This is a genomic window from Candidatus Neomarinimicrobiota bacterium, from assembly GCA_041154365.1.
GTDB lineage: Bacteria > Fidelibacterota > Fidelibacteria > Fidelibacterales > Fidelibacteraceae > Fidelibacter > Fidelibacter multiformis.
The window spans coordinates 652494-666396 of the sequence record AP035449.1 but is presented as its reverse complement, the minus strand read 5'-3'; the positions used below and the strand labels follow the sequence as shown (position 1 = coordinate 666396).

The window sequence follows — 13903 nt, the reverse complement described above, 5'->3', positions numbered from 1 at the left end:
GATTATTATAGGAAATATAAACCCTGAAAAAAAGGATAAACTCCGAAGGAAATCTCGGCATTTATCTTCACAGGATTATATTATTTTGTCTCGTAAATCTCAAGATTGGCCCGGGGGAGCATCACTTCTTTATTCTGCTCATAGATTTTTACTTTAGCCACCCGTGCCATGGAACCTGATTCCAGTTTTTGCAGGGCATGGGGCAGTTCAGTTACTTCCCCAAGCAGACCGAAATAGGGAGCACGGATCACACGGACAACCGTACCGATATCCATGCCTTTAATATCGGCCGGTTTGATTTTGTCATCTGATTTTTCATCAAGGCAGATAATGACTTCAGGACGGATCACACCGGCACGGATCTGGGTTGCTCCATTGATGGAAGCAATCTCCCCTTCATGATCCTTCAACAAATTGAAGGTTTGTTCAGCCATCCGGATCTCACCAAAACCTTCCGTCACAATCAGGGTTGTCTGGACCGGTTCTTCTCCCGTAATAGCCACGCCGATATCATACCCTACAATATCCTTAATATCCTTATAGTTAAATCCACCTACGATGATTCCTTCAACACCCATTTTTTCTGCTTTTTTAAAGGCATCCAGGGTCATAAAGGCACCGCCGACCAGGACTTTCCCTTTACAGGAATCATCAATCAAATCGGCTGTCAGTATATCACCGGCTTTTTCGGTAAGGATTTTAATGGCACCCCGCCGTTCTCCGCCGATACCAAAAATGCCCTGAACAAAAGCAGCAGTCGTGCGGATCACCACTCCTTCTTCCGGGATCACCTCATCGATAATGCCGTGAATATAGGCATTTATATTCACCGGAATCGGATCTTCCCGGATAATCGCCTGTCCTGTGACTTTTGAATAAGAATCCAGTGTTCCGGCCACAGGGGATTTTACAGAACTTTTAAAAAGGCCGAAAATGCCTTTGGTTTCTGCCAGGATATCCCCTTTCTGAATCACATCTCCCTCTTTTCGAACCATAAAATCATCCAATTCAGAGGGATCCACATTCAGAAAATTAGCCACATTGACGGGAAAAACATTTCCCGGCAGATCGGTATGTGCCACAATGTCATCTGCTTTGACCAAATCTCCCTTGTTCACTTTCACATTCCCTTTCAGGGGAAGGCGCCGGGTTTTGGTAAACATTGTTTTCGCAAGGACTTTCAGCCCTGGTGTATATGCATGAGCCATAACTATCTCCGCTTAACTTTCAAATTCTTTCACAGCCTGACTCCAGTCCTGGAGTTTCTGAACCCGTTCGGCAGAATTGGGAGGAAGGGCAAAAGGATTCCTGCCCCGGGCATCTATGATGATCCCCACCAATCCCCCATATACCGTGGTTTGAATGGCATTTCCCGGTCCATCACCGACATCCACACCCCGGACCGGTATAATTTCAGCCTTAACCGGTGTGTACGGTGCTTCAATCAATATCATATCCCCAAATGGAATGGTCTGATTAAAGACTTTCCCTTCCGGGAGTTCGAGTTTCACTGTGACAAAATCTTTACCCGGCTTCACTGAACCGACAGGCGCAATGCAGGTCCCCAGGCGCAGGAGGCAATCCTTATTAAAGACTTCAGTCGCCGCTTTTTCGTGTACACTGGCCAAAACACCCAATTGTGGCATCATAAAAATGCTGTCCACAGCCAACTGTGTAATCCCCTCGGGGAGGAAAGCATCGATCATCATCCGGGCTGATTGATGGCGCCGGGGTGCGTGGGATAACACACCGCCGCTTCCAACCAACAGATCCAGATCCATCATATTCACCAGTGTTTCCCCGGTGGCAGACTGGTCAAAGGTATCAGAAATCGTTCTTTCTTTCTGAACTCCCTTTAGACCGACAGCAAAGGATTTATGCTGCACAAAAGAGAGTCTCAGGGCTTCCCGTGCAATTGCCTGCTCAATTTTCAATTCTTCCAGACTCTGGGGGATGGTCGTCGGTCGAATCATTTTATTGCCGATCCGGTTTCGCAAATCGGTTTCATTGATATCAAAGGGGACCCAACGCAGGATATTCTCAAGTTTAGCTTCAGCAAGCACATTAGAAATGGAATAACTCATCCCCAGATTCGCACTGACCGTCCGGTTGAAAACCGGTTCACCGGAATCAGGATCTTTAAAGACAGAGAAAACGTCTGTGGTTGCTCCGCCGATATCCACTCCCACCACTGAGATATTTTCATTCCGTGCAATGACCTGAATAATGGATCCTACGGCCCCTGGTGTGGGCATGATGGGAGCATTGGTCATATCCATCAGTTTCTTGTATCCCGGAGCCTGAGCCATCACATGTTCCATAAAAAGATCATGAATTTTATCCCGGGCAGGACCCAGATTTTCCCTTTCGAGAACCGGTCTCAGATTCGGTACGACACTCAGATCCGTCACTTCACTTAAATTCTTTTCAATTTCCGGTGCTGCTTTTTTATTTCCCGCATAAATCACAGGGAGGCGGTAATTCATTCCAAGCCGTGGTTTGGGATTGGCTGCACGCAACAATTCGGCCATTTCCACCACATGACTGATGGTGCCACCGTCCACACCTCCGGAGAGGAGAATCATATCCGGGCGTAAATGCCGGATACGGGAGATTTTTTCGTGGGGCATCCGGCCGTCATTGGAAGCTAATACATCCATCACAATAGCCCCGGCCCCCAGGGCGGCACGTTCTGCCGATTCTGCACTCATGGCTTTAACCACACCTGCCACCAGCATTTGTAGTCCCCCGCCGGCTGAACTGGTGGAGATATAGATATCCACACCTGTATCCCCTTTTTGCGGACTGATGATCTTGTCCTCATCCAGAAGGGTCCGGCCCCGAAGTTCTTCCACTTCTTTTACTGCATTCAGCACCCCTTTTGTCACATCTTCAAAAGGTGCTTCCACCGTTGTCGGCGCTTCACCACGGGTCACAAGCCGGTATTCATTCCCCTGTTTTTCAATCAGAATTGCTTTCGTTGTTGTACTTCCACAATCTGTTGCAAGAATCGATTGAATATTTTCAGGTTTCACAGTCTTTTCTTCCATGCTTCCACCTTATTTAAACAAAACGGATTAACAAATAAACATAAACGATCGGGCCGGCAAAGGCCAGGCTATCCAGACGATCCAAAGCTCCGCCATGATCCAGTAACAAGCGGGAGGTGTCCTTCACGCCAATATGACGCTTTAGAGCTGATTCCACCAGATCTCCCAGCTGACCGAAAATTCCTGTAATCAACGCCAGCACCAAATAGTCCCAGCCGGAGAAATTTCTAATCCAGCCATACCTGAAGGCAATAAGTCCGACCACCAGACTTCCAATAAAACCGGCAATGGCTCCCTCCCAGGTTTTATTGGGACTCATAGTAGGACTCAATTTCACCGAGCCGTATGCAGAACCCAGAAAATAGGCCAGGGTATCACAAATCCAAATCATGGCCAGCATGACATAAAGAATCCGTGCTCCTTCAAAGGATTCCCACCCCATATGGAGTGATATTCCCCGTATCAGGACCAGGCTCGTCAGGGCCAGCGCAGGATATACCATGGACGCCCCTGCATACAAGGCCATATTAAATTCCGACAAAGGTCTCCGGAACATCATCAACAGCACTATCACGGACCATGCTCCTAAAAGAGCGGGATAAACCCAGAACAGCCCGCCGTAAAAAGCCAGATAAACCAACCCGGCATTGAAGAGGGATAAAAAGAAAATCCCCGTTTTTCCAGGGATTTTCAACAGTGTCAGGAATTCGTATGAACACAACAAAACAGCAATGGCAATAAAGGATGTAAACCACACTCCCCCTGCACCAATCAGGGCTAAAATAACCGGGATACCAATGACAGATATCAGTACACGGTTGAACAGGGATGTATTCGATTTACGTCTCATCATATAGCTTGGAAAATTAAAAGTTTCATTGCGGATTCGCAAACTTAAAACGTCGACAGTCAACAGTGGACAGTCGGCAGTCATCAGTCGGCAGTCGAAAGTCAAAAGTCGAAAGTCGAAAGTCGGAACCTGTACCACCACCACCAACATCTGAACGACTGAACGTTCAAATGTACTCACATCCGATCGGCAAATTTGTGTCTCTGGAAGAATGAGAATATAACCGGCACAAAATAGAGTGTCAGGAAGGTGGATACAATGAGACCGCCGATAACAGCTCTGGCCATAGGTGCCCAGATTTCAGCTCCGGAACCCAGTTTCAGGGCCAGGGGAATCATGGAAAGGATGGTTGTCATAGCTGTCATCAATACGGGACGAAGGCGGGTTTTGGCTCCTACAACAATCGCCTCGTAGAGTTTCATGTCCGTCCTATTCAGCAGCTGGTTGATATAATCGATAAGCACAATCCCATTATTCACCACGATACCTACCAGGAGCATCCCTCCGATCAAAACCGTCACACCGATGGTGGTTCCAGTGATCAACAAGGCCCATATCACCCCTATAAATGCCAAGGGAATAGTAAACAGAATAATAAAGGGATCCAGAAACGATTCAAACTGGGATGCCATCACCATGTACACCAAGGCAATCGCAACCAGAATGGCAATCCCCAGGTACATAAAGGACTCCTGCTGTTCTTCTGCTATCCCGCCGATTTCATACCTGACATCCGGGGGAAAAGGGACCGCTTTCAGATGTCTTTCCAAATCCACCCGAATGCTCTGAAGATCCCGCCCACTGGTACTGGCATTTACAGAAACAAAGCGGGTCTGGTCTTCACGGTTGATTTCTGTGGGACCATCATACACGCCCACAGTCACCAAGTTTGACAAAGGAATCTGTTTCCCTGTCGCTGTTGGAACGAGAATCTGCAGGATATCCTCTTTGTTCTGGCGATAGTCTCTATCAAAACGGACGGTTACATTATACTCTTCTCCCCTTTCGCGGTACAGAGAGACAATTGACCCTTGGATTGCCGTATTGATCGTATTGGCGATTTGGGGAACAGATAAACCCAGGGCACTTGCCCGTTCACGATCAATAAATACCCTGTATTCCGGCTTGGGTTGAGTATAAGAATAATTGATATCCACAAGACCCGGCACATCTTCCATTATTTTCCGGATCTCGGCAGACAACTGTTTGATTTCATTTAAGTCCTGTCCGAATATCTTGACACTCACGTCACCCTCAGCTCCCAGCATGAAGCCACCACCTCCTTGAAAAGCCAGTTCAATACCCGGGATCTTTGAAAGTTTTTCCCGGAGATCATCCTCGATATCAAACTGGCTCCGTTCCCTTTCATCTTTGGACATGAGTGAAATAAACACAGAAGCGGTATTATTGGATCCGCCAAACATTGAGCCAAATCCTTCACCCGCCCCAAAATTCAAATAGAGGTTGGTCATTTCCGGGACTTCTTCCATAATGATCTCTTCGACTTCCATCATAATCTGGTTCATTTCCGGCAGTGAAATTCCCACCTCAGCCGTCACATCGAAAGTGATCATATCTTGATCGGTTCTGGGGATAAATTCACCTCCGATATGAGTGGACAAAATCGCTGAAACCACAAATAACACGAAGATACTAAGTACAAAAAGTTTTTTATGTGCTAGAATCCATTTCAGGGATCTTTGATAAATAATGGTCAGTTTTTCCAGGAAATTCTGAATGGAGATGTCAAACAAGCGGGTCAATTTGAAACGGTGTTGTTGTTGTTTGAGAGAGAGAAACCGTGAGGACAAGAGGGGAACCAGCGTCAGGGCGACAAAAAGAGATGTCAGTAGGGAAACCACTATAGTCAGAGCCATATCATTAAAAAGCACACCGGATATCCCTGGGAGAAAAAGAACAGGTACAAAAACAGACATCGTAGTAAGTGTAGAGGCGGTGATAGCCATGGAAATTTCTTTGGATCCCAATTCGGCAGCTTTTTTGATCGGTTCATTCAACTCATGATTCCGCCTGAAAATATTTTCAAGGACCACAATGGAATTATCCACCAAAAGGCCGATCGCCAAAGCCAGACCTGCCATGGAAATAATGTTCAGTGTAATCCCCAGTTGACTCATGATAAAAAAGGTCAGGAGGATGGATATAGGAATAGAAACCGCAACAATGAGGGAACTGACAATATGCCTGAGAAAAAAGAAAAGAACCAATGCAGACATAACAAAGGCCAGGATGGCTGTTGAAGAAAGGTTCTGTACTGATTTTTCAATAAATTCCGCCTGGTTGAAAATGACATTAAACGACACATTATTTCCGATTTGTTCTTCCAGGATGGGTAAATAATCGATGATATTGTTACATGCATTGACGGTATTGGCATCGGATTGTTTGGATACCAAAATCACAATACTGTTTTCACGGTTATTGCGGACGATTTGGGTCATTTCCTTGTATCCATCCACCACTTCGGCCACATTTTTCAAATAGACCGGCTTACCGGTGGGTGAATAGCCGACGGTGACATTCCGGATATCCTCTACATTGTTGAAGCGGGTTTCGGTAATGACAGTAAATTCATTCCGGCCTTCTTCCAGGAGTCCGCCTGGGATATCCAGATTTGCCATTCCCACAGCCGATTTAATCTGATCCATGCTCAGTTTATTTGCAGCCAGGCGGTAAGGATCTATCAGGATTTGAATTTCCCGCTCCGTCCCACCGGAAACACTCACCGAAGCCACTCCTTCCTGCCGTTCCAGTCTGGGCTGGACTTGTTCGGTCAGCACCTGATTTAATTCAACGTCTCCCAGATCATCGGAAGAAACATTAAGAATCAGGATCGGTTGCATGGATGGGTTAAATGCAATAGTAATGGGCTCGCTTGCATCTGTCGGAAGATAATCCCGAACCAGATCGATATTTTTCCGGATATTATTTTCTCCCACATTGATATCCGTGCCCCAGGTAAATTCCACCAAAATCACAGATACACCTGTTCGTGAGATTGAACTCACCTGTTCCACCCCTTCCACAGAGATGACAGCCTCTTCAAGAGGACGGGTAAGGACGTTTTCGATATCCTCTGGGCCTACCCCTTGATAAGTCGTCAAAATGGCTACAACGGGAAAATCCATCTCGGGAAACAAATCGATTTTCAACTGAGACAAACCAAACAACCCTGCTCCTGCAATCAGGATGTAAATCATAAAAAAGGTGATGCCTCTACGTATACTGACTTCAGATATATTCATATATTTATCCTATCCTTACGAATTCACCTTCACAATATTGACCATGGTAGAATCCCGAAGATTTGTCCGTCCTGCGGATACAACCCAGTCTCCCTCTTTCAGTCCGGAAACAACTTCCATCCATAAACCGGAGCGGATGCCCACTTCAATTTCTTTTTCCAGTGCGAGGTTGTCTTCAACCACAAACACAGAAAATATTTGTTCAATTTCCGTGTCCCGGATTGAGCCGCCATTCAAATGGCGGGATGTTCGGACATCCAGGTTATTCCGATTTACTAAAAGGACATTATCCTTGGACTGGACAATGATTTCAAGCCGTGCAAACATTCCGGGAGTCAGGGAGTTATCAGGGTTTTTCAACAGAATTTCCACCTGACTTGTCCGGGTTGCCGCATTGACAACCGGTGAAATCCGGACAACCTCTCCTTTAAAAACCCGTCCTGGAAAGACATCTACATAGATATTGACGTTTTGCCCCTTTTTCACAAGGCGGATATCCTTTTCAATCACATCAACGATAATTTTCAATGGATCTTTCTGGGTCAGAGTGACAATCGGCATCTGTCCAGCCGCCATATCACCCACATTGAGCATTTTGCCGGAGACATATCCGTCGATAGGTGCTTTGATTATAGCGTCCTCCAATTGCTCTTTAGCCATCTTGTACCCGGCTTTGGCCTGAGCCACACCGTTTTTAGCCACTTCCAATTGAGTTTTCAGTTGCTCAAACTGACTTTCACTCACGGCTTCTTCTTTGAAAAGCTTTTCGATCCGGCCATATTCGAGCTTTAGATTTTCAAGCTGGGATTTGGCGCTGGCGAGGGCTGCCTCCGCCTGATAAAACGCTTGTTTTAATTTCGTATCCTCCACACGGGCTATAATAGTTCCTTTGCGGACATAATCCCCGTTTTGGACAGGAAAATCAACAATCCGATCCGGAATTTTGGCATATACGCGGGCTGAGGATTCGGCCTGGATATCCCCCATGTAAACCAGTTTGTTTTGGATACAACCAAACCCGATTTTTTCAACTTCCACAGGGACAATGACCAGGTCGTCTGTCCGTTTATTCATGGTATTTGAACGGTCAATGACCGATTGAATTTCAGCGATCATACGCCGGGCGGACTGGTTATCCTCCTTGTTATCAAACTGAGAAATCACGTTCCGGATATCTCCGGCCAGTTCCCGGTAATCTTCGGCTGTTTCCTGCGGTTTACGGGAAACCATCACAACAGCTATAATTAGTATCAGTACAGTGAGTGCAATGATCCAACGTTTTTTCATGAGCTTATACCTTATAATTTATTTATTGCCTGTTTTAATTGAAGAATCGCTGTGTTGAATTCAAACACAGAACTCAAATACGAGCTTCGGGCCCCCAGGGCTCCGCTTTCTGCATTTAAAACTTCTACCTGGGTAGCGCCACCGTTTTCATACATGATTTTTACCATTCTCAAAGCTTCATCAGCCTGTTCCACAAGAGTCGCATTGGCTTCTACCTTTTCCCGGGATTCAAAAACTTTCAGATAGGCTTTTTCCACATCCGAAAGAATGAAATCTATTGTCTGTTCTACCTGGAGTTCATGTTTTTTCAGGTCAATACTTGCTTGTTGTACTGAGGCCAGGTGTTTACCTCCGCTCAGGAGAGGAATCGAGATACTTACAGATGCATTTTTACTTCGATAATATTCCATATCATCCTGCGATTCTGCCTGTGCCTGGTGACGGACATCGGCGCTGAGGGAGACTTTTGGAAGAGCTCCACTGGCTGCCAGAATCCGCTGGGATTTGAGCATTTTTTCCTGGTGCTTCAGCAATACCAGCTCATACCGGTTTTCCAGGGCTTCCTGTTTGATTTTTTCAAGGGTAGATTCCCGGAACGGGTTGTCCATCAGGGTCAATTCACCACTTAGCTCAATGTCTTGTCCGGTTTCCAGATTTAAAAAAGTGATTAGATTTGTCACCAGGTTTTTTTTCTGGTTTTTTAGTGACATAAGGCGGGGACTGATTTCACGATACTTTACTTCAGCCTGTAGAACTTCGAACTGATTTGCTTTTCCGACAGATTTCATTTTTTGGACCATTTCAAAGTTGGCCAAGGCGGATCGTTGTGAATTTTCCGTGGCCTGAACCAGGGATTCTACTAAGAGTATCTGCTGATATAGGGTACGTACCGTCAAAATCACACTGTTTTTTTCCTGCTCTTTTTGAATTTTGGCTATTTCTTCCCCTGTCTTTGCCATTCGAAGGGATGAATACAAAGCACCACTGGTGAACAGGGGTTGGGAAACGGATAATCCGCCGGTGGAATTATAGGTGGATCCCATGGTTATGGATTGGGGACCGGCACCGGGGATATCAATCACTACCACAGGCAATTCAAAGTTCTTTGTATACTGCCCATAGGCGCTAAATGTCGGCATCAATCCGCCAATGGCCTCACGAAAACCGGCTTCCGCCTTTTGCAGGGATGCTTCTGCCATTTTTAACTGAATGTTGTTTTCCAGGGCAATCTTTTCCGCTGCTTCAAGCGTGAGTTCTTCCCCCTGGACAGGCAGAACTGATATCACAAATAAGATCAGTACACTGAATAAACTTCTATTTGGATGTTTCATGTGATGCAATACCTCCTTCAAGTATCCCGAGTACCATTGTTCTCATCTGGTTGTCATCAATTTTTATATTTTCACGATAAATCACGGTACAACAACCGTGTAAAACGCCAAAAACTGCACCCGTCAGTATAGGGATGTCAACATCTTTCCGAATCATTCCTTCATCTATTCCTTTTTGCAAGATTTTTGAAAGATAATTAAAACTCTCTTTCCAGAAATTGTTAAACTCTTCAAAAATCCGGTCTTTTATGGTACCGCTGGAAAATTTGTTGATGATCATCCAGTTGTCTTTTTTAACTTTGGAAAAGCTGATTATCTTATCCACCCATTCAGATAAAACACTCCAAACCGGTTGGTCACTATCTGCAAGCTGTTGACTCATCTGAACCAAATGAGCAAAAGAATCCTTCACAATATCAAAAAACAGTTCTTCTTTACTTTCGTAGTAATAGTATAATGAAGCTTTTGTAACCCCCACTTCTTTGGCGATTTCCCGCATCGATGTGGCATTATAGCCTTTCAATGCATAGAGGTGTGCTGCTGTTTCCTTAATTTTTTCTCGCATGTGTATCCTTACTTACCGGTCGGTAAGTTACAGGTTTTACTTACAAGTCCCAAGAAATTTTTTGTATTACTTTGATGTAAATCACATTTTAAATTAAGATATATATTTTCGGAGGTTTTATGAAATTACGCATTTTTGTGATCGCAGTTCTGATACTCACAGGAATTACCGCCGGGACTTCCGCGGAAAAGTATCAGGCAAGCTTTATACACTGGAATGACTTTCACAGCCGGAACATGCCGTGGAAACCCGGTAATTACAATCCGGATGGACACATGGCCGGCGGATATGCCTATCTGGCAGGACTTGTAGATTCTTTGAGGGGTATATATCCTGAAGCATTGGCCATCCACGCCGGTGATGATTTTCAGGGGACCCCTATCAGCAGTATTACCCGTGGCATGTCTCAAATCAGTATTCTGAATGTCATCAAACCGGATTTTTTTACTATTGGAAATCATGAATTTGATTACGGACTCACCCGGCTTTTATCCTTACGGGATTCAGCAGAATTTGACATGTACGCAGCAAATGTCCGCCGTCACAAGAATGGACCTAAGCTGTTTAAATCCCTGATGATCCCGGAAGCATTTCCTTTTAAAGCCGCACTGATCGGCCTGACCACCGATGATTTGTACACTCTGTGTCTCCCTACAAACCTGGAAGGTCTTTATGTAGAAGATCCGGCGGAAACAGCCCGTCATCTGATTGATTCCCTGAAACTTGAGGGCATTGAATTCATCGTGGCCGTCACCCACCAGGGAATTGAGGAAGACATTGAGCTGGCACGGGAAGTCCCGGATATCGATCTGATTATCGGCGGACATTCCCACACATACATGAGCAAACCCCGCATAGAGGGAAATACCTATATTGTTCAGGCATCCAGCCATGGACGTTATGTGGGTGAAATACACCTGATAACAGATGGAAAAACCATCCAGGATTTCAATTTTACAGTCCTTGAAGTTCGCCCCGGGAAGATCAAACCCTCACCGGAAGTCGCTGAAATTGTCGAAGCGTATGAAGCCCAGGCAGGGAAAAAACTGGATGAAGTGGTTGGAGAACTGAAAACAGACTGGTCCCGGAGTGGTGTGGAATCCAATCTGGGAAACTGGCTGACCGATGCCATGCGGACCTACACCGGTGCCGATATCGCAATTCAGAACAACGGAGGAATTCGAAAAGACCTTGCGGCAGGGCCAATCCGTGTCCGGGATATCTGGGAAATCTCACCCTTTAGCAATGAAATCATCACTTTTACCGTCACCGGAAAAGAAGTCCGGAAGATGCTGGATTTTCAGGTGAAACGAGGCATTTCCCTCCAGTTTTCCGGTGTCACCTTTGTTGCCGACACATCAAAAGAAACCGCAAAGAAGGTTCGGATTCACGGGAAATGGGTAATCCCCTGGAAAAAATATACTGTTGCAACCAATAATTATGTAGGTGAACAGCTGGAAAAATACCTGGGTCTATCAGACAGAGACATAAAAAATCTGGGGATATTAGACCGGGATTTGTTTTTGAAAGCCGTCCGGGACCAGAAAATCATTGATTCAAAAGTTGAAGGGCGGATTACGATTCAGTAGGCGTCAAATCATAAATCAACGGAGATGGTTTTTCATCTTGCCACTCCAGGTGGTGAAGGGATTTCCCGTCCCACACTGCATAGCTGGCATGCCACATCCAATCCCCCAACACCAGGGCTTCCTTTCTCTTCTCTGTCCGTCTTGAGGGATAATGAACATGTCCCATGATGGCAATATCATATCCTTCACGGTTTTTCATCTGAAGATAATCTAGCATTTCATTGGCCATGGCATTGAGATCAGACCATTTTTTCGAGGTATATTCACGGCTGGTATGGCTGATTTTCCGGGCTGTGGCATAAATCCCTTCTATATGAAAACGATCCAAAGCCCAAATAGCCGGAGGAAAGCGGAGCAGACGTTTCATCCACCGGTAACCGGTGTCACCTTTTAATAAACCATCACCATGTGTGAGATAAAATCGAATCCCCTGATGAAAAAAATCCATGTGATCATCGTAAAAAATGATATTCAGTGATGGACACAGAAATTTATAAAGCCAGAAGTCATGGTTCCCGCCAATCAGATGAATAGGAATTCCGGCGATTCTTAATTCCTTGAGTTTTGTATACACATCCTGCAACTGACTGGGGATATAATCCTTCTGATCCCACCAAAAATCAAAAAAATCCCCCAAAATAAAGAGGGTTCCACCGGATTTCTTCACATCATCCAGAAGTGCAAAGACCTTTTTCCGCTTCGCCAGTTCCCGGTTGGTCAGTTCCGTTGTAAAGTGAACATCCGATATAAAAGTAAAGGGAAGGGGAAGATCTGCATGCTTCCCCTTCATCAGGTGATTCTCGGTGATTTTTGTTTTGACTCTGAAAATGGACAGGATTAACCTACTTTCCCAGGGTGGCTACCATTACAGCTTTGATAGTATGAACCCGGTTTTCCGCCTGGTCCCACACTCTGCTTGCCGGCGATAAGATGACATCATCGGTAACCTCCATGGCATCAAGACCATACTTCTGATATATTTCTTCACCGACGAGAGTGTTCCGGTCGTGAAAAGCAGGCAGGCAGTGGAGAAAAATGGTTTCAGCATTACCGGTACTATCCAGAAGCTTTTTATTCACCTGATAGGGTTTGAGAACTTTTATCCGGGTTTCAAATTCAGATTCTTCTCCCATGGAGACCCATACATCGGTATAAATCACATCCGCCTGTGCCACTGCCTCACGTGGATCTTCCGTTAAAAGGATTTTTCCGCCTGTTTCCCGGGAAACCACTTTCATTTCATCTACCAGCGATTGTTCCGGGAAAAGGGATGCCGGTGCCCCAATCCGAAAATCCATACCCATTTTAGCAGCACCGATCATGAGAGAATTTGCCATATTATTCCGGCCATCACCGATATAAGCCAGGCGGACACCTTTCAGGCGGCCCAGTTGTTCCCGGATGGTCAGCAAATCTGCCAGGACCTGGGTAGGATGATATTTGTCCGTCAGCCCATTCCAAACAGGCACTCCGGCATATTCTGCCAGTGTTTCCACGGTGGAGTGGGAAAATCCCCGGAATTGGATTCCGTCAAACATACGTCCCAGTACCCGGGCTGTGTCGGCGACGGACTCTTTTTTCCCCAGTTGAATATCATTTTTCCCCAAAAATTCAGGATGAGCACCTTCATCCACAGCTGCCACGACAAAAGCACAGCGGGTCCGGGTAGATGTTTTTTCAAAAATCAGGGCGATATTTTTGTGTTTCAGATTTTCAGCGAAAATACCGGCGTACTTATCCGCCTTAAGCTTTTCCGCCATTCTCACCAGAAAACGGATCTCTTCCGGTGAGTAATCCTTCAGTGTCAGTAAATGCCGACCTTTTACGTTGAATGACATGTGTTTTCCTTTCGAGTTTTGAGTTAAGAGTGGAGAGTAGAGAGTGTGAGTTGAGAGTGGAGAGTTGAGTTATGAGTTAAAATTAGTTTCCACCCCCGAACTCAAACCTCTCTACTCAAACTCTCTG

10 protein-coding genes are annotated in these 13903 nt (G+C 45.5%); 1 reads left to right on the top strand and 9 read right to left on the bottom strand.

The genetic code is table 11. The features are described from left to right. Nucleotides 1-80 precede the first annotated feature (80 nt). From strainIA91_RS02860 to strainIA91_RS02830, 7 genes are all read right to left on the bottom strand, one after another. The gene (locus strainIA91_RS02860; RefSeq protein ID WP_400167596.1) at nt 81-1208 is read right to left on the bottom strand and encodes a hypothetical protein; all 1128 of its coding nucleotides are present in this window, start codon (nt 1206-1208) and stop codon (nt 81-83) included. A 12-nt stretch (nt 1209-1220) separates the two neighbouring features. Continuing rightward, nucleotides 1221-3050, bottom strand: coding sequence for a glutamate mutase L (locus strainIA91_RS02855; protein WP_400167595.1), 1830 nt, complete (start codon nt 3048-3050; stop codon nt 1221-1223). 13 nt (nt 3051-3063) lie between these two features. Continuing rightward, nucleotides 3064-3903 carry a phosphatidate cytidylyltransferase gene (locus strainIA91_RS02850; protein WP_400167593.1) on the bottom strand — a complete coding sequence of 280 codons (840 nt, stop codon included), beginning with the start codon at nt 3901-3903 and terminating at the stop codon, nt 3064-3066. 173 nt (nt 3904-4076) lie between these two features. Continuing rightward, a complete protein-coding gene (locus strainIA91_RS02845) occupies nt 4077-7166 on the bottom strand; it encodes an efflux RND transporter permease subunit (RefSeq protein ID WP_400167592.1) in 3090 nt (1029 codons plus the stop codon). A gap of 15 nt (nt 7167-7181) precedes the next feature. Beyond that, nucleotides 7182-8453: an efflux RND transporter periplasmic adaptor subunit gene (locus tag strainIA91_RS02840; RefSeq protein ID WP_400167591.1), complete on the bottom strand. Its 1272-nt coding sequence runs from the start codon at nt 8451-8453 to the stop codon at nt 7182-7184. 11 nt (nt 8454-8464) lie between these two features. Beyond that, nucleotides 8465-9784 (bottom strand): TolC family protein, encoded by a 1320-nt coding sequence (locus strainIA91_RS02835; protein ID WP_400167590.1) that lies wholly within the window; start codon nt 9782-9784, stop codon nt 8465-8467. After that, nucleotides 9768-10349, bottom strand: a complete 582-nt coding sequence (locus tag strainIA91_RS02830; protein WP_400167589.1) for a TetR/AcrR family transcriptional regulator — start codon at nt 10347-10349, stop codon at nt 9768-9770. Before strainIA91_RS02830 ends, strainIA91_RS02835 begins: the two co-directional genes overlap by 17 nt. Nucleotides 10350-10468: 119 nt before the next feature. Here strainIA91_RS02830 and strainIA91_RS02825 point away from each other — a divergent pair, with 119 nt between their 5' ends. Continuing rightward, the gene (locus tag strainIA91_RS02825; RefSeq protein ID WP_400167588.1) at nt 10469-11938 is read left to right on the top strand and encodes a bifunctional metallophosphatase/5'-nucleotidase; all 1470 of its coding nucleotides are present in this window, start codon (nt 10469-10471) and stop codon (nt 11936-11938) included. On the opposite strand, the gene strainIA91_RS02820 is transcribed toward strainIA91_RS02825, so the two are convergent. Together strainIA91_RS02820 and argF are read right to left on the bottom strand one after the other, a co-directional pair. Continuing rightward, nucleotides 11925-12728: a UDP-2,3-diacylglucosamine diphosphatase gene (locus strainIA91_RS02820; protein ID WP_400167587.1), complete on the bottom strand. Its 804-nt coding sequence runs from the start codon at nt 12726-12728 to the stop codon at nt 11925-11927. The two genes, strainIA91_RS02825 and strainIA91_RS02820, sit on opposite strands and share 14 nt — an antisense overlap. A 52-nt stretch (nt 12729-12780) precedes the next feature. Beyond that, a complete protein-coding gene (gene argF, locus strainIA91_RS02815) occupies nt 12781-13776 on the bottom strand; it encodes an ornithine carbamoyltransferase (protein ID WP_400167586.1) in 996 nt (331 codons plus the stop codon). Nucleotides 13777-13903: the final 127 nt, after the last annotated feature.

Excerpts from the sequence above, each read along its gene's own strand:
- strainIA91_RS02860 (WP_400167596.1), bottom strand. The coding sequence starts at position 1,208 with ATGGCTCATGCATATACACCAGGGCTGAAAGTCCTTGCGAAAACAATG.
- strainIA91_RS02855 (WP_400167595.1), bottom strand. The coding sequence starts at position 3,050 with ATGGAAGAAAAGACTGTGAAACCTGAAAATATTCAATCGATTCTTGCA.
- strainIA91_RS02850 (WP_400167593.1), bottom strand. The coding sequence starts at position 3,903 with ATGATGAGACGTAAATCGAATACATCCCTGTTCAACCGTGTACTGATA.
- strainIA91_RS02845 (WP_400167592.1), bottom strand. The coding sequence starts at position 7,166 with ATGAATATATCTGAAGTCAGTATACGTAGAGGCATCACCTTTTTTATG.
- strainIA91_RS02840 (WP_400167591.1), bottom strand. The coding sequence starts at position 8,453 with ATGAAAAAACGTTGGATCATTGCACTCACTGTACTGATACTAATTATA.
- strainIA91_RS02835 (WP_400167590.1), bottom strand. The coding sequence starts at position 9,784 with ATGAAACATCCAAATAGAAGTTTATTCAGTGTACTGATCTTATTTGTG.
- strainIA91_RS02830 (WP_400167589.1), bottom strand. The coding sequence starts at position 10,349 with ATGCGAGAAAAAATTAAGGAAACAGCAGCACACCTCTATGCATTGAAA.
- strainIA91_RS02825 (WP_400167588.1), top strand. The coding sequence starts at position 10,469 with ATGAAATTACGCATTTTTGTGATCGCAGTTCTGATACTCACAGGAATT.
- strainIA91_RS02820 (WP_400167587.1), bottom strand. The coding sequence starts at position 12,728 with ATGAAGGGGAAGCATGCAGATCTTCCCCTTCCCTTTACTTTTATATCG.
- argF (WP_400167586.1), bottom strand. The coding sequence starts at position 13,776 with ATGTCATTCAACGTAAAAGGTCGGCATTTACTGACACTGAAGGATTAC.